Raw genomic sequence first — 25,697 nt, forward strand, 5'->3', positions numbered from 1 at the left:
ATGAGCCAGGAAGACTTGCCGGCCCCCGCACCGCAGCCCGATGCGGACCGCACCATCCTCGTGCCCCGTCCGGGCGGCGGACGGCGTGCCGCGCCCGCCGCCGTTGCCGGCGCCGCCGGCGGTGCGCCTGCGCCGGCCTGGGGCGCCGCGCCGCAGCCGGCGCCGGAGGGCATGCCGCCGCCACATATTCCCGCCGCATGGAATGGCGGCGCCGATGCCGCGCCTGGCAACGGCGCGGCAGCGGTGCCACCGCCCGTCGCCCCCGCCAATTACGACGCCGTGCTGGCGCCGCTGGCGGCGGGCCCGCGCGCCCACATGAATGGCGTCAACCCGCTGGTCGGCGCGGCCAATCCGCTGCTCGACCTGGTGGTGCCGCTGCGCGTGATGGCGACGCATCCGAACATCGAAGGCTTGCGCAGCCAGCTGGTGGCCGCCATCAAGAAATTCGAAATCGACGCCAAGGCGGCCGGCTGCGCGCAGGAAGCGATTGCCGTGGCCCGCTATTCGCTGTGCACTTTCCTGGACGAGACTATTTCCAGTACGCCGTGGGGCGGCAGCGGCGCCTGGGCCAGCCGCTCGCTGCTGGTGGCGTTCCACAATGAAGCGTTCGGCGGCGAAAAATTCTTCGTCATCCTGCAGCGCCTGTGTCAGCAGCCATCGGTGAACCTGCATGTGCTGGAACTGATGTATATCTGCCTGGCGCTGGGACTGGAAGGACGCTACCGGGTGCTGGACGGCGGCCGTGGCCAGCTGGACCTGCTGCGCGAACGGCTGCAGCAACTGATCCAGAAAGAGCGCGGACCGACGGAACCGGCGCTGTCCCTGCGCTGGCGCGGCACCAATGAAAAACGCCCCGGCTTGCTGCGCCTGATTCCGCTGTGGGTGATCGCCGTGGTGGCGTGCATCGTGCTGCTGGCGATCCACCTGGGCTTTTCCTTCCTGCTGAACCGCCAGTCCGATCCAGTCTATGCGGCCTTGCAGCGCATCCGCCTGGTGGCGCCCGCGCCGCCTGCGCCGGTCATCAATCCACCGGTGCGCGTGGCGAAATTCCTGGCGCCGGAAATCGAGCGTGGCTTGGTCAGTGTCACGGAAACGCCGGACCGCTCCACCATCGTGCTGCACGGCGACGGTGTGTTCCGTTCCGGCAGCGCCGAAGTGGAAACCGCCTATGAACCGCTGTTGAAACGCATCGGCGAAGCCTTGCGCCCGGTGCCGGGCAAGGTGATCGTGATTGGCCACACCGACGACGTGCCGAGCACGTCGGCACGCTACCCGTCCAACTGGGCGCTATCGAAAGGCCGCGCCGCGCAAGTGGTGCGCATGCTGGAACCGCAGGCGGGGCCGCCGTCGCGCTACAGCGTGGAAGGGCGCGGCGAGACCGAACCGCTGGTGCCGAATGACAGCGCGGCCAACCGCGCGCGCAACCGGCGCGTCGTCATTATTGTATTGACCCCGGTGTCAACGTCCGCAATCACGCCGTCCCCGGCGCCGTCAATGGCGCCGGCAACAAGTCCGGTTTCAAAATGATCAAACGCTTTTTTAACTGGCTGGTCAAACCACCCGTGCTGGCCTTTATCGGCGTGCTGCTGCTGTCGCTGATCGTCTGGTTCGAAGCGCCGCTGGTGGCGTTCGACGGCGCCGAACCGTTCGCTTCCAGCGCGGTGCGCTGGTGGATGATCGGCTTGCTGTTTGCCGCCTGGGCCATCTGGTTTGGCTGGAAAATCGTCGCGCTGCGCCTGAAGGAGCGCCGCCTGGCCAAGAGCGTGGCGGGCCCGGACCAGCCGGCGCACGTGCCCGGCCAGCGGGAGTCGGCGGCCGAAGTCGCGCTGCTGGCCAAGCGCCTGCATGAAGCGCTGGCGGTGCTGCGCAAAGCCAACAAAGGCAGTCCGTGGGGCTCGGGCAACCTGTACCAGCTGCCGTGGTATATGTTCGTCGGCGCGCCCGGCAGCGGCAAGACCACGGCGCTGGTGCATTCCGGCCTCAAGTTCCCGTTGGCCGATACGCATGGCAAGGGCGCCATCGGCGGCGTCGGCGGCACCCGCAATTGCGACTGGTGGTTCACCGACGAAGCGGTACTGATCGACACGGCGGGCCGCTACACCACGCAAGACAGTTATTCCGAAGTGGACAAGGCCGCGTGGAGCGGCTTCCTGCAATTGCTGCGCAAGCACCGCTCGCGCCGGCCGGTCAACGGCATCATTGTCGCGCTGTCGGTGGCGGATTTGCTGCAGCAGGGCGAAGCCGCGCGCCGCGCCCAGGCGCTGGCGATCCGTGGCCGCATCCAGGAATTGCATGAACAGCTGGGTATCCGCTTCCCGGTCTACGTGATCGTCACCAAGTGCGACTTGCTGGCGGGCTTCGTGGAATTCTTCGACAACCTGGGCCGCGACGAACGCACGCAAGTGTGGGGCGTGACCTTCCCGCTGGGCGCGATGGAACAGCCGGACGCCGTCATCAAGGCCTTCCCGGCCGAATTCGACGCGCTGCACGCGCAGCTGGAGGCGCGCCTGTTCGACCGCATGCAGCAGGAACGCGACATCCAGCGCCGCGCGCTGATGTACAACTTCCCGCAGCAATTTGCCGCCATCGGCGACTTGCTGGAATCGTTCATCACCGACGTGTTCGAATCGACATCGTATGAACAGCCGGCGCTGGTGCGGGGCGTGTACTTCACCAGCGGAACCCAGGAAGGCAGCCCGATCGACCGCGTGATGGCCAGCCTGGCGGCCAGCTTTGGCCTGGACCGCCGTGTATTGCCGGCCAATGCGTTTGGCGGCCGCAGCTACTTCATTACGCGCCTGTTGCGCGACGTGATTTTCCAGGAAAAGGACCTGGCCGGCGCCAACCTGAAACTGGAACGCAACCGCCGCCTGCTGCAGTGGGGCGCCATGGCCGCCACCGCCGCGCTGGTGGTGGTCGTGACGGGCGGCCTGGTGGGCAGCTATGCCGGCAACCGGCTGTATGTGGACGACGTGGCGGCGCGCACCAGGGAAGCCGACAAACTGGCGCGCACCTTGCCGAAAGACCCGTCGCCACTGGCCGCGCTGCCTTTGCTCAATGCCTTGCGCGATGTGCCGGCAGGCTGGCGCGACCGTGCCGCCGAGGTGCCGTTCACGATGGGACTGGGCTTGTACCAGGGCGGCAAGCTGGGCGAGGGGGCGATCGGCGCCTACCAGCGGGTGCTGCGCGAAGCGCTGATGCCGCGCATCCTGGAACAGATGGAAACCCAGCTGCGGCGCGGCACCGCCAACAATGCCGAATACCTGTACGAATTGCTGCGCGTGTACCTGATGCTGGGCGACCGCAGCCACCTGGACCCGGAAGCGGTGCGGGCCTGGCTTGATTACGACTGGGCGCGCAACCTGCACGACGCCGATGAAACGCAGCGGCGCGATTTATCGGGCCACGTGGCGGCCATGCTCGATCCATCCTACGACGGCGGCCCGCCGCCGCAGCTCGATGCGGCGCTGGTGGCGAAAGTGCGGCTGGCGCTGGCGGCCATGCCGATGGGCGAGCGGGTCTACACGCGCCTGCGGCGCGACTTGATGCGCTCGGGCCTGGCCGACTTCGACATCGCCGCCACCGCCGGCCGCGACGCCGCCGTGGTGCTGGCGCGCCAGAGCGGCCAGCCATTGACGCGCGGTATCCCGGGCGCCTTCACGCTGGCGGGCTTCCAGGCCTTTAATGACCGCATCGACGCGGCCATCGCCGACATCGTCAAGGATAACTGGGTGCTCGACAAGCGCGAAGCTGTGACCGGGCCCGCGGACGCGGCGCAAGTGAAGGCCTCGGTGCAGCAAATGTATTACGACGAATACATCCGCCAGTGGGATGCGCTGCTGGCCGACGTGACCCTGGTGCCGTTCACCACCCTGGACCAGGCGGCGCGCATCTTGAACAGCGTGGCGAGCCAGGAATCGCCGTTGCGCAAATTCCTGCAGGCGGCCGTGCGCCAGACCCGCCTCGACAAGGCGAAAACCGGCATTTCCGCAGTCGATGCGGCGGCGGGCAAGGTCAAGCAACTGGGCGACGCGGCAAAAAAACGGCTGGAATCGGCGCTGGGCGGCGGCACCGAAGAAGTGCTGGCGGCCGAAGCGCCGCCATCGAATCCGGTGGACCTGCACTTCGCGCCGCTGCACCGCATGGTGGAAGCGGGCGGCGGCAGCCCCGGCGCGCCGGCCACCGGGCCGTCGGGACTCGACGCTCTGCTGCTGAAATTGAAGGACGTGGCGGTCTACATGGATGCCGCCAATGCCGCGCGGGCGGCGGGCCAGCCTGCGCCGCCGGCCGATGCGCTGGTGCGCCTGAAGCGCGAAGGGGACGGCTTGCCGGGCCCGTTGGCCAACCTGGTGCGCACGGTCGATACCGCCGGCGCGGGACTGACCCTGGGGACGGAACGCGACCGCCTCGATGCGCTGTGGAAGACCGGCCCGGCGCTGTTCTGCAAGGCCGCCATCGCGGGGCGCTACCCGCTGGTGCGCAAGGCCGCGCTGGAATCGACGCCGGATGATTTCGGCCGGTTCTTTGGCCCGGGCGGACTGGCCGATGAATTCTTCCAGAAGCACCTGGCCAATTACGTCGATACCAGCGGTGCGCAGTGGCGCTGGCGCGCGGTCAACAATGTATCGCTCGGCATGAGCCAGGAAACCCTGAATGAATTCCAGCGCGCCGCGCAGGTGCGCGATAAATTCTTTGGCAGCGGCGGCAAGCAAGCGTCGGTGCGCTTCGATTTGAAACCGGTGGCGGCCGACCCGGCCTTCACAAAAGTGGTGTTGGAAATCGAAGGCCAGCCGGTGGCCTACGCGCCCAAGGCGCAATTGCTGGCGGCGCCGGTGCAAGTCCCGGGCGGCAAGGGCGCCAGCGTGGTGCGCTTTGACGTCGCGCCCGCGGTCCCGGTGGAGTGGCGCACGGAAGGCCCGTGGGCCTGGTTCCGCATGCTCGACAAGGGCATGCTGGAAGGGACGGCGCAGGGGGAGCGCTACCGCCTGACGTTTGACCTCGATAGCCGCCGCATCGTCTATGAATTGACGGCGTCCAGCGTCAACAACCCGTTCCGCCGCGAAGGGCTGGACCAGTTCCGTTGCCTGGAAGCGCTGTAAGGGGGGATGATGCAGGAACCGGATCTCGCGCCAGGCTTCTTTGGCAAAGTCTCCAGCCACGGCGATTTCGTGTCGCGCCGCCTGCCGCAGGGCATGCTGGCGGTGTGGGACGGCTGGCTGCAGGCATCGCTGCAGGCCAGCCGTGGCGTGCTGGGGCCGCGCTGGCTCGATACCTATCTCACCAGCCCGATCTGGCGCTTTGCGCTGGCGCCCGGTGTGTGCGACAACCATGCGTGGGCGGGGGTGCTGATGCCCAGCGTGGACCGGGTCGGCCGCCACTTCCCGCTGACCCTGGCGGCGGGCGCGCCGGGCGGCGGCGCCGTGCTGGACTGGGTGGCCAATGGCGGCGCATGGTTTGGCCAGCTGGAGGCGCTGGCGCTGTCGTCGCTGGAACATCATTTTTCGCTGGAGCGGTTTGACGAGCAATTGCAGGGCATGGAACCGCTCACCGATGCGCCGCTGGCGGGGGTGTCCGGTCCGGCGGGAAGCCGGCTGGCGCTCGGCAATGTGGACGGCGCCGCCGCCATGGCGCCGCACATTGCCGCTTGCGCGCTGCGCGGCCAGAGCTTGTGGTGGACCGACGGCTCGGCGCAGGTGGCGCCGGGCATGCTGATGTGCCGGGGCTTGCCGGCGCCAGCCGCGTTTGCGGCCATGCTGGCGGGGAACTGGAAAGAGGCGGGGTGGGGCGGGGAGCCGGGCTGACCCGGCTTATTTGGCTTATTTAACCTGGCCGGAGCTGGCGCGCAGTTGCAGCGAGGCCGGCACCAGCAACGCGCCGGGTTTGACGGCGCCGGCCAGCAGCCGCTTGCTGGCAAGGTAGCCCAACTGTTCCCAGTCCGCCGACGCCGTGCTCAGGGCCGGACTGGCGGACTGGCTCGCGGCGATGTTGCCGTACCCGGTGACCGCGATGTCGCCCGGCACCGCGACACCATGCCGCCGGCATGCTTCCATCAGCCGGAGCGCCATGGCGTCGCTGTCGGCCACCACGGCGTCCGGGCGCGGCGCCAGCGCCAGCAGCGTGCGCAGGCACGCGGCGCCGCCCGGATCGTCGTCGGCCATGCGGATCTCGAGCGCCGCATCGTGCGCGACACCGGCCAGCGCCAGCGCGCGCCGGTAGCCGCGGATTCCGCTGCCGCCGGTTGCGGCATCCGTGTCCCCATCATCCGCACCCGCATCGCCGGTATCGCCGCCGGGCGCCGCCGCGCGGACATGTGCAATCCTGCGCCGTCCCTGCGCCAATAAATGCCGCGTGAGATCGTCCAGGCTCTGGTCGCGGCAGCCGGCCACGCACGCTTCGCCGGCCAGCGACCGGTCGATATACACCGTCGGCAGGCACAGCGCCCGCAAATGTTCCCGCAGTCCGGGCCAGGTGGCGCCCAGCACCAGCAGCATGTCGGGCGCGTGCCGGCGCAGCATGGCGGCGATATCGTCGCCGGGGCGGGGCAGGAGCAGCGACATCGCGGCGTGCTCTTCCCGGCAACCGTTTTCCGCACCCAGCAGCACCTGGCTGTAGTATGCGCCCGGCATGCAGGGCCGCTGGCCGCGGCCGATCACGAACAACACCCGGCGGATGCTGTTGCTGCGCAAGCGGCGCCGGTCGTAGCCCAGTTCCTGCGCCGCCAGCATGATGGCGCGCCGCAGCACGTCGGAGATGCCGCCCCGGTAGGTCAGCGCGCGCGAGACCGTGGCGGTCGAGACGCCGACCCGGGCGGCAATGCTGCGCAAGGTGGCGCGCGCCTGTTGCGGTAATCCTCGCTTGCTCATGCCGGCCGCAGCTCCGCAATGCGCGCGCGGGCGTCGCGCAGCAGGGCCAGCGCCTGCACCATGTCATAGGCGGCGATGGCGCGTTGCAGCGCCGGATAGGCCGGCCCCAGTGTGCCCGCCAGCACACCCGCCGACTGCTCGAACACGGTCAGTGCTTCGGCATCATCGTCGGCCAGCAATGCGTCGAGTTGCGCGGCCAGCGTGCGGGCCCGCGCCCAGTCGGCCGTCCCGGCCGTGGCGCCGGCAACCGGCGGCAGCGCCGCGCGCAGGTGCGCCAGCAGCGCATCGCAATCGTGCTCCAGCACGGGCGCCATGGCCAGCACTTCGTGCGTGGCCCGCTGTTCCTGCAACGCCAGTTCGATGGCGGCGGCCAGCGCGGCCAGTCCGTTGGCGCCAATGGTGCCGGCCGCGCCCTTCAAGGTATGCGCCAGGCGTTGCGCGTCGCTGAATTGCCCTTCCTGCAGCAAGGTGCGCAATTGCGGTACGGCCTGCCCCTGGCCGGCGATGAATTTGCGCAGCAATTGTTCATATTGCGCCTGCTTGCCCAGCACCCGCCGTAACCCCTGCGCCGCGTCCAGTCCGGGGATGGCTGCCAGGGCGGCCATCGTTGCATCGGACGCCGGTGTCGCCGGTGAGGGCGGGGACAGGGCGGCTGCCGGCGTGGCCGATGCGGTTGATGACGATGAGGCCTCCCGTGGCGCGTCCGATGCCGCAGGCACGTCCGCCAGCGACGCCATGGCCTCGTCCGCACCCACTGCCCGCGCATCGTGCGTGCCGGCATCCGGGGCGCGTGGCGGCACCCAGCGCAGCAGCATGGCAAACAATGCGCCGGGATCGACCGGCTTGGATAAATGGTCGTTCATGCCGGCCTGCAGGCAGCGCTCGCGGTCGCTGCTCATGGCGTTGGCGGTCATGGCCACCACCGGCAAGCTTGCCAGCGCCGGCTGGGCGCGCAGCAGGCGGGTGGCGGTCAATCCATCCATGGTTGGCATTTGCATGTCCATCAGCACGATGTCGTAAGCGCGTTCGGCCAGCATGTCGAGCGCCATCTGGCCATGGTCCGCGATGTCGACCACCAGTCCGGCGTCACCCAGCAGGTCGGCGCCAACTTGCTGATTGAGGTCGTTATCGTCGACCAGCAGTACGCGCGCCCCGCGCAGGGCGGCAAGGCTGCCCCCCCGGGGCATGCCGCCCGGGACGCCATGCGCGGCGGATGCGCCGGAACCGCCCGATATGCCAGGCAGGTCCGATACCGTATCGACCGCCAGCGCGGCCGTGAACCAGAATGTGCTGCCCTGTCCGGGGACGCTCTCGACACCGACCGCGCCGCCCATCAATTCGGCCAGGCGGCGCGAGATCGCCAGCCCCAGGCCGGTGCCGCCGTACTTGCGGGTGGTTGACGCGTCGGCTTGCTGGAACGACTGGAACAGCCGGCTTTGCTGGTCCGGCGTCAGGCCGATCCCGGTGTCTTCCACTTCGAAGCGCACCGTCAGCGTGGCGCCCTGCGCCGCCACCTTGCGCGCCCGCACCACCACCTGGCCGGCCTCGGTGAACTTGACGGCGTTGTTGGCGTAGTTGATCAGGATCTGGCCCAGCCGCAGCGGGTCGCCCACCAGGTGCGCGGGGATGGCGGGATCGGCATCGAACACCAGCGCCAGGTTTTTATGGGCGCATTTCCCGCCGATCAGGTTGGCGACGTTGTCGAGCACCCCGTGCAAATCGAACGGAATGGTTTCGATATCGAGCTTGCCCGCTTCGATCTTGGAAAAATCGAGGATGTCGTTGATCAGGCCCAGCAAATGCTGGCCGGAGCGCTGGATTTTCTGGACATAGTCGCGCTGCTTGGGGGCGAGGTCGCTGCCCAGCACCAGGTGCGACATGCCGATCACCGCGTTCATCGGGGTGCGGATTTCATGGCTCATGTTGGCCAGGAATTCGGATTTCATGCGCGATGCCTGTTCTGCTTGGCGCTGCGCTTCGTGCAGCGCCTGCTGTTGCTGCTGCATGCGCGCCTGGTCCAGCTTGCGCTGGGTGGCGTCGCGCACGAACGCGGTGGCGTGCAACTGCTTGTTCCAGTAATAGCCGGTGGTGGCCACCTCGATGGCGATCGTGCTGCCGTCGGCACGGCGCGCTTCGACGTCAACGAGTTGGCCATTCAATCCTTCGCCGGTGCGGAAGTAGTGCCGCAAGCCGACTTGCGCCCGGTCCATCATCGGCGATGGCGGCAGCGCGTCGAACACGCTGCGGCCCACCACCTGGCTGGCGGGCAGGCCGAAAATTTCCTCGGCCTTGGGGTTCCAGTACGTGATGCGGGTCTGGCCGTCGAGGCTGACGATGGCGTCGGGCGCGGTGGCCAGCAATACCTTGGTGCGGGCCTGTTCGTCGGCCAGCGCGTCGGCCGCCTGCTTGATGTCGGTGATATCGCGCAGGAATACCACGGTGTAGTGTGCGCCGCCCTGTTCGTAGGCGCCGGCGGTCAGGTCGAGCGGCACCACGCGATCGCCATGGCGGCCTTCGGTTTGCAGGGTGCGCGGACCGGCGGCGGCCAGCAGCTCGACCTGACGCGGCGAGACGCCGGGCAGGAATGCTTGCAAGGTGCGGCCCATCGCCTGCTGCGCGGCGCAGCCGAAGATGGTTTCAGCCATGCTGTTCCAGAACACGATGCGCCCGCCCTGGTCCAGGGTGACGATCCCTTCCGGCATGGCTTCCAGGATGCCTCGGATGCGGCGTTCATTGGCGACGCGCATTTGCTTGGCCACCAGCTTGGCGTTGCGCCGCAGCCCGAGGATCAGGCCGATGGTCAGCACCACGGCCACGGCGCCGCCTTGCACCAGCAGTTCACGCCACAGCGGGCGCCAATCCGCAGTATCTTGCAGGATCACCAGTTTCCACGCGCCGCCGTTGTCGATCCAGTCGATGGTGCGCTCGGCCCGCGCGTAATGGCGCGCGCCGATGTCGAGTTCCCGCCCGTGCAGGCGGTACGGCAATTGCGGCGCCGCTCCGGTGCGGAAGGTGTCGCCGAACTGGCCGCCGGCGTTCAACGCCGCCAGGCGCGCGGTGGTCGGCGGCTCGGCCAGGCGCAGGATGGCGTCGGCGCGGTTGGCGGAAAACACCACGCCGTCGGGCGAGATCAGGTAGGCGGGATCGCTGCGTAAGCCCAGGAATTGATCGATGCGTTCGGCATTGATCTTGATGACGAAGACGCCGGTCACCGCCGTCGTGGTGAGCGCGCCACGGTGCACCGGCGCCGCGTAATACAGGCCGCGTTTGCCGGACGTGCTGCCCAGCGCGGGATAGACGCTGGGCTGGCCATCCATCGCGCGTTGCCAGTAAGGCCTGCGCCGGATGTCCTTGCCGATGCCGGGTGATTTGCCTTGCTGGTTCAGGTAGGCGGCGATCACGCCGTCGGCCCCAGCCACGAAGCTTTCATCGGCCTTGTATTGTCCCAGCATGCCGGAAAAACTCTCCAGCAATTCCGGATGCGCCGGACCGATGCGGCCCTGCAGCAATTGCTTGACGCTCCCTTCGACCAGTCCCATCAGCGCGGCGCCGCCCATGATGGCGCCGGCGCTGGTTTCCTGTTGCAACAGCACGGCCATGCTTTCGACATCGGCTTGCAGGCGGTCGAATTGTTCTTCGCGCGTGAAATGCGCGTGCACGGCGCTGGCCAGTGCGGCGGCGGCCGCGGCAGCCAGCAGCCAGACCAGGATAAAGCGGCCATGGCGCGGCAAGGGCGAGTGGGACAGGGAAGGGCGCATGCGCAAGTCCGCTTCAGCGCAAGGCAAGGCGCGGCGCGTGGGCGGCCGGCGGCGCATCGTGCAGCGCGCCACCGAGCTTGAAGATGCTGACCACTTCCGCCAACTGGTCGGCCTGCTCCTGCAGCGAACCGGCCGCCGCCGCCGCCCGCTCCACCAGCGCGGCATTTTGCAACGTCACGTCTTCCATGTCCGTGATGGCCTGGTTGATCTGGCGGATGCCCGCGGTCTGTTCCTGGCTCGCGGCTGAAATCTCTCCCATGATGGCCGTCACGTGGTTGACGCTTTCGACGATGTCATCCATGGTGTGGCCGGCCTGGTCGACCAGCTGCGCGCCGGTATCGATGCGCTCCACCGAATCGACGATCAGCGCCTTGATTTCCCGGGCCGCGCCGGCCGAGCGTTGCGCCAGGTTGCGCACTTCGCTGGCCACCACGGCGAAGCCCCGGCCCTGTTCGCCGGCGCGCGCCGCCTCCACCGCCGCGTTCAGCGCCAGGATATTGGTCTGGAAAGCGATGCCGTCGATGACGCCGATGATATCGACGATCTTGCGCGAACTCTCCCGGATCGATCCCATGGTGGCAATCACTTCGGACACCACCTGGCCGCCCTTGACGGCCACCGACGAGGCGGAGATCACCAGCTGGTTGGCCTGGCTGGCGCTGTCCGCGTTTTGCTGCACGGTGGACGTCAGCTGTTCGACGGAGCGGGTGGTTTTTTCCAGCGAATCGCCCTGTGATTCGGTGCGCGCCGACAAATCGGAATTGCCGGCGGAAATGGCTTGCGACGCTTCGGCGATGGTGGCGCCGGAGCGCTGGATGCGGGCGATGGTGTGGGCCAGCGTGTCCTGCATGTCGCGCAAGGTGACCAGCAGGCTGCCCTGGTCGCCGGGAATGGTGTGGATGGCCGAGGAAAAATCGCCGGCCGCGATGGTGCGGGCGATGTCGATGGCGCGCGCCGGTTCGCCACCGAGCTGGCGCCAGACGATGCGGATAATCAGCCAGGACGCCAGCGCCAGCGCCGCCACCACGGCCAGCGCCACCAGGATCGTCAGGGTCATCAGGAATTTCACGTTGCGCGAACTGGTGTCCAGGGTTTGCGTCAGTGCCTGGCTTTCGGCGTCATAATCGCGCGCCAGCTCCTGATTCAATTCTTTCAGCCTGGCTTGCATGCGCAGGATTTCCGCCGGGGCGTCGCCCTGTTCCAGCCCCAGCATGAGGCGGCCCGCGCCTTGCGTGGCGCGGAAATAAGCGTCGAACGCTTGCGCGATGCGCGCCGCCGTGGCGTCTTGCCCGGCAATCCGGCCGTATCCTTCGAGCGTGGCGGCAAAGCGCTTGCGGCGTTCGGCCAGCGCCTGCAAGCCATCCTTGTCCCCCTCGGTGATGGCGTGCTGCATGTCTTCCGCGATGCCGCGCACTTCGCTTTGCAGGGCCTTGTTGGCTTCCAGCGCCGGGTAGTTGACGGCGCCGGCCAGGTTGATGTTGTCCAGCGCGGTGGCCGTGTGGCTCATCATGACGGCAATGCCGGCAATGAACAGCAGGGTGGCGATACCGGGAATGGCCCAGATGGATTGTTTGAAGGTCGGCTTCATGGCGATGGCGGTGGCGGGTATGTGGTTCGGAACGCGGCTCAGAACGTGGCGTCCAGCGACATGCTGAACAGTTTGGTGCTGCCGGTGAAATCAATGCGGCTGCGGTCGATCACATGGTCGTATTGCAGTTTCAAGTCCATGTTCTTGCGGAAGTCCCAGCGCAGCGCCACGAAGCGCGTGGTGTCGATCTGCAGCGCCTTATACAGGTCGGTTTCTTTTTCCTTGTACGAGGAATAGCCGGCCAGCGGCGTGAAGTCGCCGAATTTATAACCGGCGCTGGCGGTCCAGCTCTTCGAGCGGTACTGCTTGCGCGGGCGGCTGAACGTGTTGGCCTCGAAGCGCAGCAGCACGTTGTTGTAGTCGACGCTGCCCGACAGCCCGACGATCCACTGGCGGATGCCGCGTTCGGTGAGATTGGCCGAACCGGGCTGGAACACCAGGTCCATGGAGTTTTGCATGTACATGATGCGCGCGCCGACGTGCTCGCCCGAGACGTCCAGGTAACCGCCCAGGATGTGTTTCCAGGCGTCGTCGACCCGCTCGTTATAGAAAATCTTGCGCATTTCCAGGTTGTCGCGCGTGTTTTCCTCGCCGGCAAAGAGATTGCCTGTGACGGCCCAGTCGCCCAGCGCCATGCGGTGGGTCAGGTTGACGCCGTTGTAGGCGCCGATTTCCCAGCCATAGATATCTTGCGGCACACGCACCCACGGCAGCGTATAGCCGATGTAGACGCTGTCGGAATAGGCATAGATCGGCAGCCGGCGGCGGCCGGCCTGGATGGCGGTGTCGGGCGTGATGTCGTAGGTTAAATAGGCCCAGTCCACTTCAGGCTTGAAGTGTTCGGAGGCGCGCGCCACCACTTGCACGGTGCCGGTCAGGCGCTCGCTGAAGGCATACCGGGCTTGCAGGCCAAGCAGCGATTCGCGCGTGACGCTGAAGCTGCCGCGCTGGTACGTGCTGCCATGTTCGTAGTTGCCGATAAAGCAGGGGCAATCGAAGGCGTTGTACTGGTACGCCTCGCCGCTGGCGCCGAACGCCTTGCCCGCGGTGACGGTGGCAAAGCCGGACAGGTCGATGTCGCCGGCATGGGCCAGCGCGGTGCTGCCGAGCAGCAGGGTGGTGATGAGTTTTTTCATGGGATGCCCGGTGTTCAATTGATGGTGGCGACGATCTTGACGCTGCTGTCGACGTCCTTGCGGTCGATATAGCCGACGCTGTTCGGGTCGGAAGCGACGATTTTTTTCATTTCACTGTCGCTGGCCGCTTCGCGCGGCGGTGTGCCGGTGCCGGTGAAAATCAGCTTGGCCCAGGCCGAGCGCACCTGCGCCGAATCCTTGTTGCACGCCTTGCTGTAAAACTCTTCGCGGATGGCGTTGCGCTCCGGCAGGTTGACCGGGACCGGGGTCTTGATCTTGCCGAGGAAGGTCTGGCACACCAGTGCGACGCCGGGCGCCATGGTGGATTTGCTGGAAACGATGACGACGGGTTCGGCCATGGCGGGCGCAATCAGCGCGCCGGCCAGCGGCGCCAGGAGGAGGCGGGCAATGTGGAGGTTCATGATGATGATGGTGTCCGGGTGGGTGGGAGGTCAGGCGGTGGCGGCTGACGGGGTGGTTTCTTCATCGGCGAAGCGGATCCGGATGGCGTCGAATTGCGGCGCCACCGACAGGAAAGCGTCCACGATGGCGGGGTCGAAATGGCTGCCACGGCCTTCCGTGATGATGTCGACCGCCTGCCGGTGCGAGAACGGCGGTTTGTAGACGCGCCGTGAAATCAGCGCGTCGTACACGTCGGCCACCGCCATCAGGCGCGCCGACAGGGGGATTGCCACGCCCGCCAGGCCTTGCGGGTAGCCGGAGCCATCCCACTTTTCCTGGTGCGAATAGGCGATTTCCTTGGCATAGCGCAGGAACGGAATGGCGCGGCCCAGCTCACGCTCGGCCTGTTCGATGGCGTCCCGGCCCAGGGTGGTGTGGGTCTTCATGATCTCGAATTCCGCCGCATCGAGCCGGCCGGGTTTCAGCAGGATGCTGTCCGGTATGCCGACCTTGCCGATGTCGTGCAGCGGCGCCGATTTGAACAGCGCATGGATGGTGTCGTCGGACAGTTCGGCGCGGTAGCGTGCATCGGGCCGCAGCTGTTCGGCCAGCACCCGTACGTAATGCTGGGTGCGGCGGATATGGTTGCCGGTTTCGTTGTCGCGGGTCTCGGCCAGCGACGCCATGGCGCGGATCGTCACGTCCTGGATATCGACCACTTCCTGCGTGCGCTGCGCCACTTCCTGTTCCAGCTGTTCAGCGTGGTTGCGCAGCAGGTCGCGCGCCAGCTTCAGTTCCAGGTGGTTGCGCACGCGCGCCAGCACGATGCCCGGATTGATTGGCTTGTTGATGTAGTCGACCGCGCCCAGGTCCAGCCCGACCCGTTCGTCGTCGGACGCGCTCATCGCGGTCAGGAAGATCACCGGGATGCGGCGCGTGGCCGGGTCTTGCTGCAGGCGGCGCATGACTTCCAGGCCGTCCATGCCGGGCATCATGATGTCCAGCAAAATCAAGTCGGGCGGCTGGGGTCCGGCCGCGATCTGCAGCGCGCGCTGGCCGTTCGGCGCCAGCTTGACCTTGTAGTGGTCGCACAGCAGGCCGCTCATCAGGCTCAGGTTGTCGGTGGTGTCGTCGACCACCAGCACGGTGCGTCGTTCAGGGGCTTCAAGGGCAGTATCCATCGCTTCACTTCATTCAGGTGTGGCTTCAGGGGTGGCAATAGCGCCGGGGATGGCGCGGATGGCGCGCAGCATCAGCAGCGCGGCGAACAGGTCGAGCGCCTGCATGCGCCGCGCCAGGTCCGCATAACGCGGTCCCAGCGCGGCCTGCAGCAGCGGCCCGGCCTGTTCAAACAGGGTGTAGGCGGCGAAATCGTCGCCGGCCAGCAAGTGATCGAGGTTGTCGAGCAAGGGCTCGATGGCCAGTCCGCTGGCCTCCGCCGCCCGCGCGCCGCGCAATCGCTCCGGGTGGAACCATAGCGGCGGCAGCGCGGTGGGCAAGGGGGGCTGCGGATACCAGCCCTTGCGTGGCGCGCGGTAGGCATCGGCCGCCGCCAGGCAGGCATGCAACACGCTGCCGCCATCGGCTTGCTGCGACGGGCGGGCAAAGACATAGACCCGGGCCGGCACGCCGGTGACGGCATGGCGCAGGCGCAACTGGGCAAACCACGGTGCGGGCTGCCTGGCGGCGCGCGCTAGCGCCGTGGCCAGGCGCCGCTGGCTGGCGGGATCGAACAAACCATACAGTTGGCCGGGATCGCGCAGGCAGTCGTGTGGCGTCAGGCCGGTAAAGGCGGTGATGGACGGGTCCATGAATTGGCAGCGCCAGCGCTGTCCGGCGCCGAGCCGGAATTCGCAGGCGGCCAGCTGCAGTTGCCCGGCGATGGCGCCGGCCCGGCGCGCATGGCGCCACCGGCGGCGCAGCAGCACGGCGCCCAGGGCGCCGAGCGCCAGCGCGGCGGCGATGGCGGGCCATAGCGGGATCAGGTCGCGCATCGCGGTTCTCCTGGCGTGGCCGCGCCGGCGCCTTGGCGGCCGCGTGCCTTGTCCTGGTACATGCGGCGGTCGGCCAATTGCATCAGCTGTTCCGGGTCGAGGCTGTCGCCGGGCCAGCGCGCGGCGCCGATACTGGCGTCGATCAGTGGACCGTTGACGGCGGCGCGCAGGCGGGCGGCGGCGCGTTCCAGCTGGCTGTCGCAGGTCACGCCATGGATCAGCGCGACGAATTCATCGCCGCCCAGGCGGCCGACAAAATCGGCGCCGCGCCGGAACTTCAGCAGCCGCTGCGCCATGTCGCGCAGCAGGGCGTCGCCGGCATGGTGGCCATGGCGGTCGTTGACTTGCTTGAAATGATTCAAGTCCAGGACGATGACGCCGAAGCCCAGGCCGGTGCGCGCCGCCTGCGCGGCAAACTGTTCCAGCTGTTCCCCGACATGGCGCCGGTTCGGCAAGCCGGTCAGCACATCTTCGCGCGCCAGTCCGTGGCCCACCTCGCGGGTGCGGCCATTGCAGGCGATGCTGGCGCAGCAGGGGGCGGCTGCCATGCCGATGATGCAGGGCAGCAGCAACGCGGCGCCGCTGTCGCCGGCCGCCAGCGCGGCGGCGCCAGCCGCCAGCAACAGCAGGGCCAGCCAGCGCCAGCCGGGCTGCGCGGCGCGGAAGCGCAGCACGCCTTCGAGCGCCAGCAGGGCCGCCAGCAGCACCAGCGTGATGGCCAGCACCGGCCACAGGTCTGCCGCCATGTCCGGGGCGGCCAGCGCCGCCAAGACCGGACCCAGGAACGGCGCCGGCAGCACGGCGCCGGCCGCCGCGGCCCACCAGGCCGTGCCGGGAAACGCGCGGTTGGCGTGCCAGATGGCCAGCATGGCCAGCGCCGACAGCAGGCAGAGCGGCTGCAATACGGCGAGCAGGGTGGGAACATCGAAGCGGGACATGGCGCGGACGGAATTAGCGTACGAGGGTGCGATAAATCAAACCGCTTTGAATTTTTAAATAAGCCATTTGATTCGTAAACATTGCAAAATTTCCTGTGTATTCGTGGCGCTGCGGCCTTGCCGCGGGCGGGATAAAAAAAGGGGCCTCGTCGGGCGATGGCGGACGATGGGGGCAGGCCCGGGGAGCTAAAGATTACTAAACAAATGTGAGTTTAGTTTAATTTCCAGTTTGCATCAATGTTTGCGTGATCTCAATCCAACAAGTTGCCAGGATGCTTCAAACCGGTTTCAGACGCCGCCGGGGAAACCCTTTCGACTCTGGTGGTCAGGCCACTGTGCAGGATGCGGAAGGGAAGGCAGCAATGTAGTTTTGTTTCTAAATGAAATAAATCCACGCAAAATCGCTGAAAAAGAAGCTTTATGGCTACATCTTTTGATTAAATATCAACTTGAGCGGAGTGTAGCATGGCTACATTTTTGAACTCAATAGGGATGTGGTATGACCGCAATGCCAAACCACGGAATTGGCATGACCGGATGCCGGCAATGGGGTGCTGTAGTTTCCCTTTGGAATGTCTTGCTGCTATAGGGAAATTGTTGCGGAATGGAGGTGATGCACGGCCGCGCCGGGCCGTGGAAATGTGAATTTAGAGGAAAGACTCTAAAGTGTTTTAGCGCACGCCAGCGGCGCTGCTGCCGCGCACGATGACATGCGCCGGCAACAGGGTGTCGCCGGCGGCCGCGCCGCCCAGCAGCAGGGTGGTGGCCGTGTGGCCGAGGCGTTCCTTGTCGACGTGGACCGTGGTCAGCGGCGGTTCGGCAGCCTGGCCCGCTTCGCTGTCGCCATAGCCGGCGACGGCGACGTCCTGCGGCACGCGCAGGCCCGCGTCCTGGCAGGCGCGCATGATTTTCAGGGCGGCGTCGTCGTTGCAGGCGAAGACCGCGTCGGGACGGGGCGCCAGCGCCAGCAGCCTGCGGGCGCAGGCGGCGCCGGACGGGTCGTCTTCGCCGAGTTCCAGTTCCAGGTCGGGATCGGCCAGGATGCCCGCGTCGAACAGCGCCTTGCGGTAGCCGCGCGCGCGCTGCAAGTGGGCCTGGTGGGCCGGCGCCGTGCCGACATAGGCGATGCGGCGCCGTCCCAGGCTGATCAGGTGGCGCACCGCCGCCATGGCGCCGTCCAGGCTGTCGCCCTGGACGCAGGCATGGCCGGCGGCGTGGTGATCGACGCAGACCATCGGCAGCGCCAGCGCGGCCAGGCGCGCCAGCACCGGCGGCTCGAAATAGCCGGCGCACAGCAGCAAGTCCGGTTCGTGGCGCTGCACCAGCTTTTCGATGGTGTCGTCGGGGCCCAGCATCAGCAGTGACAAGGTGGCCAGGTGTTCGCGGCAACAATCTTCGGCGCCCTGCAGGACGCGCCCATAGGCCGAATGGGAGAACACGTCGCCGGCGCCGCGGCGCTGGACATACAGCACGCGCCGGGGCGGCTTGCTGCGCAATTTATTGCGGTTGTAGCCAAGCTGGTCGGCGACCTGCAGGATGTGTTGCCGCAACTCGTCCGACAGCCCCTCGTTGTCGTTCAGGGCGCGCGACACGGTACCGGACGAGACGCCGGCCTTGGCGGCGATATCGCGCAATGTGACATTGGGCATGGTGGGAAAAGCGAAGCAACGAAAAGCGCTATCTTACATTGCGACTAAACAAATGTACATGTTGCGTATTGTTGCGTAGTGCTACGGATTGCGCCCCGCGCCGGACTGTGCTGGAACCGTATGGGGTCGTGCTCAGTCGTGGCAGCGCACCAGCACGGCGGTGATGTTGTCGCGGCTGCCATCGCGCTTGGCCATGGCCACCAGTTCCGCGCAGCATTGCGGCAGGTTGTCGCGGGTGGCGCGCGACAGGATGGCGGCGATGGTTTCCGGCGTGGAGTTGCCGTACAAGCCATCGCTGCACAACAGGTAGACGTCGCCCGGCGACATCGCCTGCGTCTGCAAGTCCGGCTTGATGCCGGGGGCGGGGCCGAGCGCCTGCAGCAGCAGGTTGCGGGCCGGCAGCGGTTCGCGCATGCCGGCTTCCAGCGCCTGCTGGTACAGCGTCTGGTCGCGGGTCAGCTGGTTCAGGCGGCCGTGGCGGAAACAATACAAACGGCTGTCGCCGACGTGGAAGATGAACACCGGGCCGTGCGGCGCCACTTGCCACATGCCGGTCAGGGTGGTGCCCATGCCGGCGCCGTCGGCCTGGTGGTTGGCACGGTTGGTCTGGTACATGCGGTCGTTGGCGAATTCCACCGCGTCGTGCAGCGTGATCATGGCGCGCATGGTGGCGTCGGTCCAGGTGGCGTCCGGGTCGGCCTGCACCGGATCGAACGCGCTGGCGTGGAAGGCGGGAACGGTGGCGTCCTGTACGGCCGGCGGCAGGTCCGACTGCGCCGCCTGGATAAACCCGTGCAGCAAGGTGATGGCGTCCGCGCTGGCGATTTCACCGGCCTCGTGGCCGCCCATGCCATCGGCCACGACCACCAGGCCGATGTCGGGCGCTATGAAGAAATTATCCTGGTTGGCGTCGCGCACCGTGCCCACGTCCGTCAATCCATATGCAACACCCATGTCCATGTGGTGCAGGGTCGACGGAGATAATTGCTTCCAGTTGCCCAAGGTGTCTCCTGTCGTTGAAAATATAACAAAGCCCAGGACCGCATGCTAGCATGCGCAGTGACGCAATGGGAGACTTGGCTGCATGGAAGAGAAACAACAACGGACTGGCGTGGAGGGCTCGGTGGACGCGGAACACGCGCCGCCGCAAGGTGATTCGGCCGGGCGCAACGCCGCGGCCGAGGCGCGCGCGGCCATCCTCGCGCGCCGCGTGGCCGCGCTCGAAGCCGTGGTGGCGGTGGAGCGGCGCATGCGCGATGTGCAGGAAATGACGGCCCGCGCGGCGGCCGGCCAGTTGGCCGCGCGCGACGGCCAGGCCGACATCACGGTGCCGCGCCCCCATGCCCATCCGGTCGACGACGATGCGACGATTCCCGTGCCGCATTACCATCGTCCCGACGGCGCGGCGCCGCGCCCGCCCGCGCCGCCCGATCAACCTGGCCAGTCCGGCGACATCGCCGCACTCCATGCCGATGCCGATGCCCACGCGCACCCGCCGGCGCGGCCGACACCTTCACAGCCAGCGCCATTGCAGCCCGCGGCGGCCCACACGTCCACGCAGCCGCTGGGGCATTCGGAGGGCAGCACCACGGCCACGGTCTCCACGGTCTCCACGGTATTTACGCAGCCATCCCGTTCGCTGACCGGGCAAAGCCGCCCGCAGCCGCAGCGCGGCGCCTTGCCGGACCGGATGGCGGTGCCGCCGCTGCCGGCCATTCATAACCGTTCGTTCCAGCCCGGCGCCGCGAGCCCGCTGGCGCTGGCGCCCGGCTTTGAATTGTTTGAATACCGCATCGACGCCGTGCTGGGACAGGGCGGCTTTGGCATCACGTACCTGGCCACCGACATCAACCTGAACACCAAGGTGGCGATCAAGGAATACCTGCCGGCGGAATTCGCCACCCGCGCCAGCGACAAGTCGGTGTCGCCGCGCTGGCCGGAAGACAATGATTTTTACCTGAACGGCCTGGAGTGCTTCCTGGTCGAGGCACGCACGCTGGCCACGTTCCGCCATTCGAATATCGTGCGCGTGGCGCGCTTTTTCGAAGCGCACCGCACCGCGTACATGGTGCTCGAATATGAGCGGGGCCAGGCGCTGAAGCAGTGGTGGGACGGCCACAAGACCATGCCCGAACAGCAGTTGCTGTCGCTGGTGCAGCCGCTGATGGATGGCTTGTCGCTGATGCACGAAGCGGGCTTCCTGCACCGCGACATCAAGCCGGACAATATTTATGTGCGCAAGGAAGACGGCAGCTGGGTGCTGCTGGACTTCGGCGCGGCGCGCCAGACGGTCGGCGGCATGCAGGCCATGGCGGACGTGGTCACGCCCGGCTATGCCCCGCTGGAGCAATACCAGGGCGGCGCGCAGGGCCCCTGGACCGACATTTACGCGCTGGGCGCGACCCTGTACTGGATGATCACGGGCGCCAAGCCGGCGCCGGCGCCGGAACGCGACAACGGCATGGCGGAGTATGTGCCGGCGCTGACGGCGGGCAAGGGCCGCTACAGCGAAGAATTCCTCGGCGCGGTCGATTGGGCGCTGGCCGTCAAACCGCAAGACCGTCCGCAAAGCATCGCCGAGTTTTCGCAGCGCCTGTTCGCGTCGCACGCCGGCACCCTGGGCTTGCAGGAAGCGCTGCGCGCCAGCGAGCAGGATGGCAAGCGTACCGTCAAGCAGGGCGTGCGCAAGCTGGGCAAGTCGCTGTTCCGGCCCGCGTCGTGGCCGCTGGTGGTCAAGATGACGATCGCCATGGTGCTGGCGGCGCTGCTGCCGATGATCATTACCGCGTACTACAACTTGAACGGCAGCGTGTCGGCCGTGTCGTCGAGTGAGTTGCGCAACCTGGAAAGCCTGGCCCAGGCCACGGCGGGCCGCATTTCACAACTGATCGCGGACAGCCGCTACCTGGCCAATTACCTGGCCACCGACCGCGATTTCATCGATTACCTGCGCGCGCCCACCGACGCCAAGAAAGCCGTGGTCAGCGACAAGCTGGCCAACCTGATCAAGACCAATCCCGACGCGCACCTGATGTTCCTGATGGATAAGGAGGGTACCGCGCTGGTGTCGAGCGAACCGGGGGTGGCGGGGGTGAACTTCAAGTTCCGCCAGTACTTCCAGGAAGCCATGAAAGGGCAGCCCTTCATGACCGGCGTGATTATCGGTTCCACCGCCGGCAAGCCGGGCGTGTATTACGCCAATCCGGTCTTCGATGACCTGGGCAACGTGATCGGTGTGGTGGTGCTGCGCATCAAGGGCGCCACCATTTCCGCGATCCTGACCGACGTCAGCGCCGGCAGTTCCCGGGTGCCGTTCATGATCGATGGCGACGGCATCCTGGTGCACCATCCGGACCAAAACCAGCTGTATCGCAGCCTGGCGCCGCTGCCGAAAGCCACCCTGCAGAAAATCGTGGCGGACCAGCGCTTCCGCCGCCACCGGATCGAAAGCGTCGACATGCCGGAACTGGCGCAAGTGCTGATCGGCGCGAAGAAAACCGGCAACATCAGTTACCACTCCACGCTGTCCGGCGTCGATGAACACGCGGGCTATGCGCCGGTACAGGGCCACAATTGGGTGGTGGGCGTGACGGAATCGCGCACGCGCTTCGAAGAACCGTTGAAACGCTTGTTCAGCCACGTGCTGTACAGCGTGGCGCTGGTCGGCCTGGTGTTCCTGGTGCTGGCGGTGATGTTCACCCGCAGCATCACGCGGCCGGTGGTGCGCCTGACGGAAGCGGCCAATGCGCTCAAGGATGGCGACTTTGACCGCGCCAACATCCGCGTCACCAGCGCCGATGAAATCGGCCAGCTGGCGCGCACCTTCAACGTCATGATCGACGTGCTGCGCCAGCGCGAACGGGAGCGCCAGCGCGGCAAGCTGGGGCACCAGGGGCGCGATGACGCGTGACGCGGTGGTGTGCGTTTTGGTTAGATTATTGCTAGCTGGAAAATGGTAGGATGCGTGCTTTTCGCGTTTTATTGTATCCCATGGCCGCCGCAACTCCGACTGACGACTTCGCATCCGACTCTTCCACCGCTGGCACCCTCACAGCCGGTCAATCAAGTACCGGCACCCTGCATTACGGGGACCACGACTGGCTCAAGCTGGAGATGGCGGCCGGCGTTCCTTACCTGTTCCAGTTCAACGGTGAGCGGTTGCAAATTCCCGGTGGTTACGCTTGGCCATTGTTGGCGTTGCGAGATGCGAATGGCGTGAAGGTGGCCGAGACATCCGGTTACCACTACTATTCACGGACGTTCGTGCAGTACGCATCGGTCACGGGAGGCACGTATTACCTGGACGTGAGCGTAGAGGGAGGCATTGGCAATTATGCGGTAACGATGAAGCAGATGGAACCGGATCTCCGGGCGTCACAGCCAGCAGGAGCGCCCGTCCTGGCCGCAGGTAGCAAGGTGGAGGGCGTGTTTGATTATGACGGTGACAGTGACTGGTACAGTTTTCACGCGGAAGCAGGACAGCACCTGAAATTCAGCACGCCCAAAGGACCCGCGTCGGATGCGAGGTTTGCTTCCCAGTATGACTTCTACGACGTGACCGGCAAGCTGCTGGAATACGACTTCCCTTTTGAACCCTTGGTGTCAGGCGACTATTACGTTGCATTGCGGGGGGACGACAAGGGTACTTACACGCTGCAGATGGCAGAACTGTCGGACGACTATGCGGGGCACACGTCGACCAGCGGCCGGTTGTCGCCTGGCGGGACGGTATCAGGAACAATCGAGTATACCTTCGACACGGATATGTTCCGCATGCCTGTCGAAGCGGGCAAGATATATACCGTGCGTTTCTCGGGTATCTCCGAAGACCTGTTTAATGTGGTAACGCGTCTGACTGATACAGATGGGGTGCGGTACCAGCTTGCCGTGAATGATGGCGCATCCAGCTTCATGGCAAAAAGTACCGGGGACTACTTCTTCTCGTTGGGTTCATACGCGAACAGCCTGCCTGCTGTGTCCGGCGCTTATACGCTGCAATTGAGCGTAGGCCAGTCCGACGACCATGGCGGCGATGCGGCCCACGCCACGGGGGCAACGCTGGGCCAGCCAGCCAAGGGCGCGCTGCAAGGCGGCGGAGATACCGATGTCTTCAAAATCGAATTACAGGCTGGCGTGACCTACCAGCTGGAAGCCGCATCCAGTACGGCTGGGAGGTCCGCCATGCTGGTGCTGAAAGATGGGAGCGGCGACATCATTGCGGGTGAGTACCAGTGGGTCTCCAAATTTACTGTAACGCCGCGCGAGGCAGGGACGTACTTTGCTTGCATTACTGGAAATGAACTGACCTATACGTTCAACGCGGTGACTGTACCGGACGATTTTGGTGCCAATATCAGCAAGCCGGGGTATCTGCCCATTGGCGGCAGCGCACAGGGGGCAATTGAAAGCAGTGCCGACAACGACTGGTTCGCGGTCCACCTCACTGCCGGGGTGACATACTGGTTTGGCAGCGAATCCCTGGACAGCACCCAACACATGAAGTACAGCGGCCCGCACCTTGCCCTGGTCGATGCACAGGGCAAGGACCTGGCATCGCTGCCAACCGGACTGGCCTCCGATGTCAAGGCTACGATGTCCTATGTACCGGAATATTCCGGCACATACTATGTCAGTGCGAGGAGGGCATTCAGTGATACCTACCCGGCCAACTATACCGTCACGGCGCAAATTGGCGAGCGCGATGACTATGGCGCGACCCGCGCCACTGCCGGCACGCTGCCTGAAAACACCCAGGTCAAGGGCCGGCTGGCGCTGGCCCAGGATACCGACATGTTCCGCATCACCGCCACGGCGGGCACCACCTACGTGGTGGAACTGACTGGCGGCAATGTTGGTTATTCGGACAGCGGATTATCCGTGCTGCTGGAAAGCGATTTGCCGACGGCGGGGGAATTGCGCGAGATCAGGAATTCCAGTTCGAAGACCACCGTGTTCGAGCCACAGGCCAGCGGTGACTACTATTTCACCGTCAAGGGCAACCTCTCTGTCACGGGTGACTATGCTTTGCGTTTGAAGCCAGTCCCTGGCGATACCATTGCGGCGGGCAAAACCACAACGGCCGTGCTGCAGGCGGGTCAGCGCATCGACGGTGTGCTGGAGTCGCGTTATGACGGCGACTGGTACAAGGTCGCGGTGCAGGAGGGACATACCTATGCGATGGAATTGCTGGGCGCGCTGAGCGGAAACGGCACGCTCGATACACATGCGGCGGTGCTAGGCGGCACGGATGACTGGGGCAGAACCACCAGCCTTAGCGATAGCTTTATGTACAGTGGCTATTCCGAACCGGTGACGACGTTTACGCCTTCTAATAATGGCGACTATTACGTGGGGGTGGATGGAAAAGGTGTGGCGGAAGGTAGCTACGTATTGAAGGTGACAGACATCACAAATGACAGGAAGGGGCCGGCGCTGACCTCCGTGTCGCACGGCGCCGACACACCGCTGGACTTATTCGACACAATCACGATGGCATTCGATGAGCGCATCAAGGCCGATGCCGGCGCCGTGGTCCTGAAAAGCGCCAATGGCGGCACCGTCGGCCTGAAAACTTTCAGCGGAACATTGGGGGCTGGGCCTGCGGCTGGCAACAAACTGGTGCTGGATCCGGGGTGGCGACTGGCGCCTGGCACCACCTATACGTTGGAACTGAAGGCGGGTAGTGTGGTGGACCTGGCTGGCAATCCTTACACAGGTCAACTGTCGTATACCTTCACCACCCGCCCCCTGCTGGAAACCGGCACCGCAGGGAACGATTACCTGAAAGGCGCCGGCGTTTCCGGCGAAGTTCGCGGCGGCGCCGGGACCGATACCGCGATGTTTACGGAACCCCCTTATTACTACAGCATCAATGCAACGGGCGCCGGTAAGTTCACGATCATCAACCGCTTTTCCAGCGACGCCGGCATAACGCTCGATGGCGTGGAACGCGTAATGTTTGGAATTGGCGCCGTTGCCCTGGACGTCGAAGGCGTCGCCGGCCAGGCCTACCGCCTTTACCAGGCCGCCTTCAACCGCACCCCGGACCAGCAAGGCGTCGGCTACTGGATCGCCCAGATGGACAAGGGCATGGCGCTGACGGATGTCGCGCGCAGCTTCGTCGCCAGCGCGGAATTCCAGAAGCTGTATGGCGCCACGCCAACGGATACGGCGTTTGTAGACCTGTTGTACAGCAATGTGCTGCACCGCGCGCCGGATGCGGCCGGCGCCGCCTACTGGAACGGGGCGCTGCGCGACGGCCTGGCGCGCGAACAGGCGCTGTCGTACTTCAGCGAGGGCAAGGAAAACCACGACGCCGTGGCCAAGCTGATCGCCAATGGCTTTAGCTATACCCCCTACGGTTGACGGC

At 66.1% G+C, this 25,697-nt stretch carries 15 protein-coding genes; 5 read left to right on the plus strand and 10 right to left on the minus strand.

What is annotated here, in order from left to right; all coding sequences use genetic code 11:
- From icmH to tagF, 3 genes are read left to right on the plus strand one after another with little or no spacing between them, the layout of a single operon-like run.
- A complete protein-coding gene (gene icmH, locus AC1RRC_RS01635; protein WP_493053499.1) occupies positions 1-1,527 on the plus strand; it encodes a type IVB secretion system protein IcmH/DotU in 1,527 nt (508 codons plus the stop codon).
- Complete coding sequence (gene tssM / locus AC1RRC_RS01640) at positions 1,524-5,099, plus strand: type VI secretion system membrane subunit TssM (RefSeq protein ID WP_493053500.1); 3,576 nt, start codon at positions 1,524-1,526, stop codon at positions 5,097-5,099. The genes icmH and tssM overlap by 4 nt, the downstream gene beginning before the upstream one ends.
- A gap of 6 nt (positions 5,100-5,105) precedes the next feature.
- Positions 5,106-5,801 (plus strand): type VI secretion system-associated protein TagF, encoded by a 696-nt coding sequence (gene tagF, locus AC1RRC_RS01645; protein ID WP_493053501.1) that lies wholly within the window; start codon positions 5,106-5,108, stop codon positions 5,799-5,801.
- A gap of 15 nt (positions 5,802-5,816) precedes the next feature.
- On the opposite strand, the gene AC1RRC_RS01650 is transcribed toward tagF, so the two are convergent.
- The 10 genes from AC1RRC_RS01650 to AC1RRC_RS01695 all read right to left on the minus strand — a co-directional run bounded on the left by AC1RRC_RS01650 (position 5,817) and on the right by AC1RRC_RS01695 (position 19,330).
- Positions 5,817-6,863: a LacI family DNA-binding transcriptional regulator gene (locus AC1RRC_RS01650; protein ID WP_493053502.1), complete on the minus strand. Its 1,047-nt coding sequence runs from the start codon at positions 6,861-6,863 to the stop codon at positions 5,817-5,819.
- Positions 6,860-10,621: a PAS domain S-box protein gene (locus AC1RRC_RS01655; protein ID WP_493053503.1), complete on the minus strand. Its 3,762-nt coding sequence runs from the start codon at positions 10,619-10,621 to the stop codon at positions 6,860-6,862. The genes AC1RRC_RS01650 and AC1RRC_RS01655 overlap by 4 nt, the downstream gene beginning before the upstream one ends.
- A gap of 13 nt (positions 10,622-10,634) precedes the next feature.
- Entirely contained in the window at positions 10,635-12,209 is a 1,575-nt protein-coding gene (locus tag AC1RRC_RS01660) for a methyl-accepting chemotaxis protein (RefSeq protein ID WP_493053504.1), read from the minus strand.
- A 38-nt stretch (positions 12,210-12,247) separates the two neighbouring features.
- Positions 12,248-13,345, minus strand: a complete 1,098-nt coding sequence (locus tag AC1RRC_RS01665; protein WP_493053505.1) for a hypothetical protein — start codon at positions 13,343-13,345, stop codon at positions 12,248-12,250.
- Positions 13,346-13,359: 14 nt separating this feature from the next.
- The gene (locus AC1RRC_RS01670) at positions 13,360-13,767 is read right to left on the minus strand and encodes a hypothetical protein (RefSeq protein ID WP_493053506.1); all 408 of its coding nucleotides are present in this window, start codon (positions 13,765-13,767) and stop codon (positions 13,360-13,362) included.
- 30 nt (positions 13,768-13,797) lie between these two features.
- Entirely contained in the window at positions 13,798-14,928 is a 1,131-nt protein-coding gene (locus tag AC1RRC_RS01675) for an HD domain-containing phosphohydrolase (protein WP_493053507.1), read from the minus strand.
- Positions 14,929-14,937: 9 nt separating this feature from the next.
- Complete coding sequence (locus tag AC1RRC_RS01680) at positions 14,938-15,741, minus strand: hypothetical protein (protein ID WP_493053508.1); 804 nt, start codon at positions 15,739-15,741, stop codon at positions 14,938-14,940.
- Entirely contained in the window at positions 15,729-16,679 is a 951-nt protein-coding gene (locus AC1RRC_RS01685) for a GGDEF domain-containing protein (protein ID WP_493053509.1), read from the minus strand. The genes AC1RRC_RS01680 and AC1RRC_RS01685 overlap by 13 nt, the downstream gene beginning before the upstream one ends.
- Positions 16,680-17,350: 671 nt before the next feature.
- Entirely contained in the window at positions 17,351-18,328 is a 978-nt protein-coding gene (locus AC1RRC_RS01690; protein WP_493053510.1) for a LacI family DNA-binding transcriptional regulator, read from the minus strand.
- Between the two features lie 132 nt (positions 18,329-18,460).
- Positions 18,461-19,330, minus strand: coding sequence for a PP2C family protein-serine/threonine phosphatase (locus AC1RRC_RS01695; RefSeq protein ID WP_493053511.1), 870 nt, complete (start codon positions 19,328-19,330; stop codon positions 18,461-18,463).
- Between the two features lie 82 nt (positions 19,331-19,412).
- On the opposite strand from AC1RRC_RS01695, the gene AC1RRC_RS01700 reads away from it, so the two are divergent.
- Together AC1RRC_RS01700 and AC1RRC_RS01705 are read left to right on the plus strand one after the other, a co-directional pair.
- A complete protein-coding gene (locus AC1RRC_RS01700) occupies positions 19,413-22,238 on the plus strand; it encodes a protein kinase domain-containing protein (RefSeq protein ID WP_493053512.1) in 2,826 nt (941 codons plus the stop codon).
- A 50-nt stretch (positions 22,239-22,288) separates the two neighbouring features.
- On the plus strand, positions 22,289-25,693 hold the full coding sequence (locus AC1RRC_RS01705; protein ID WP_493053513.1) for a DUF4214 domain-containing protein: 3,405 nt from the start codon (positions 22,289-22,291) through the stop codon (positions 25,691-25,693).
- Positions 25,694-25,697: the final 4 nt, after the last annotated feature.

Source organism: Pseudoduganella sp. GW821-FHT12E03, assembly GCF_058807115.1.

Excerpts from the sequence above, each read along its gene's own strand:
- AC1RRC_RS01705 (WP_493053513.1), top strand. The coding sequence starts at position 22,289 with ATGCGTGCTTTTCGCGTTTTATTGTATCCCATGGCCGCCGCAACTCCG.
- AC1RRC_RS01690 (WP_493053510.1), bottom strand. The coding sequence starts at position 18,328 with ATGCCCAATGTCACATTGCGCGATATCGCCGCCAAGGCCGGCGTCTCG.
- icmH (WP_493053499.1), top strand. The coding sequence starts at position 1 with ATGAGCCAGGAAGACTTGCCGGCCCCCGCACCGCAGCCCGATGCGGAC.
- AC1RRC_RS01675 (WP_493053507.1), bottom strand. The coding sequence starts at position 14,928 with ATGGATACTGCCCTTGAAGCCCCTGAACGACGCACCGTGCTGGTGGTC.
- AC1RRC_RS01650 (WP_493053502.1), bottom strand. The coding sequence starts at position 6,863 with ATGAGCAAGCGAGGATTACCGCAACAGGCGCGCGCCACCTTGCGCAGC.
- AC1RRC_RS01655 (WP_493053503.1), bottom strand. The coding sequence starts at position 10,621 with ATGCGCCCTTCCCTGTCCCACTCGCCCTTGCCGCGCCATGGCCGCTTT.
- tssM (WP_493053500.1), top strand. The coding sequence starts at position 1,524 with ATGATCAAACGCTTTTTTAACTGGCTGGTCAAACCACCCGTGCTGGCC.
- AC1RRC_RS01665 (WP_493053505.1), bottom strand. The coding sequence starts at position 13,345 with ATGAAAAAACTCATCACCACCCTGCTGCTCGGCAGCACCGCGCTGGCC.
- AC1RRC_RS01700 (WP_493053512.1), top strand. The coding sequence starts at position 19,413 with ATGGAAGAGAAACAACAACGGACTGGCGTGGAGGGCTCGGTGGACGCG.
- AC1RRC_RS01660 (WP_493053504.1), bottom strand. The coding sequence starts at position 12,209 with ATGAAGCCGACCTTCAAACAATCCATCTGGGCCATTCCCGGTATCGCC.
- tagF (WP_493053501.1), top strand. The coding sequence starts at position 5,106 with ATGATGCAGGAACCGGATCTCGCGCCAGGCTTCTTTGGCAAAGTCTCC.
- AC1RRC_RS01670 (WP_493053506.1), bottom strand. The coding sequence starts at position 13,767 with ATGAACCTCCACATTGCCCGCCTCCTCCTGGCGCCGCTGGCCGGCGCG.
- AC1RRC_RS01680 (WP_493053508.1), bottom strand. The coding sequence starts at position 15,741 with ATGCGCGACCTGATCCCGCTATGGCCCGCCATCGCCGCCGCGCTGGCG.
- AC1RRC_RS01685 (WP_493053509.1), bottom strand. The coding sequence starts at position 16,679 with ATGTCCCGCTTCGATGTTCCCACCCTGCTCGCCGTATTGCAGCCGCTC.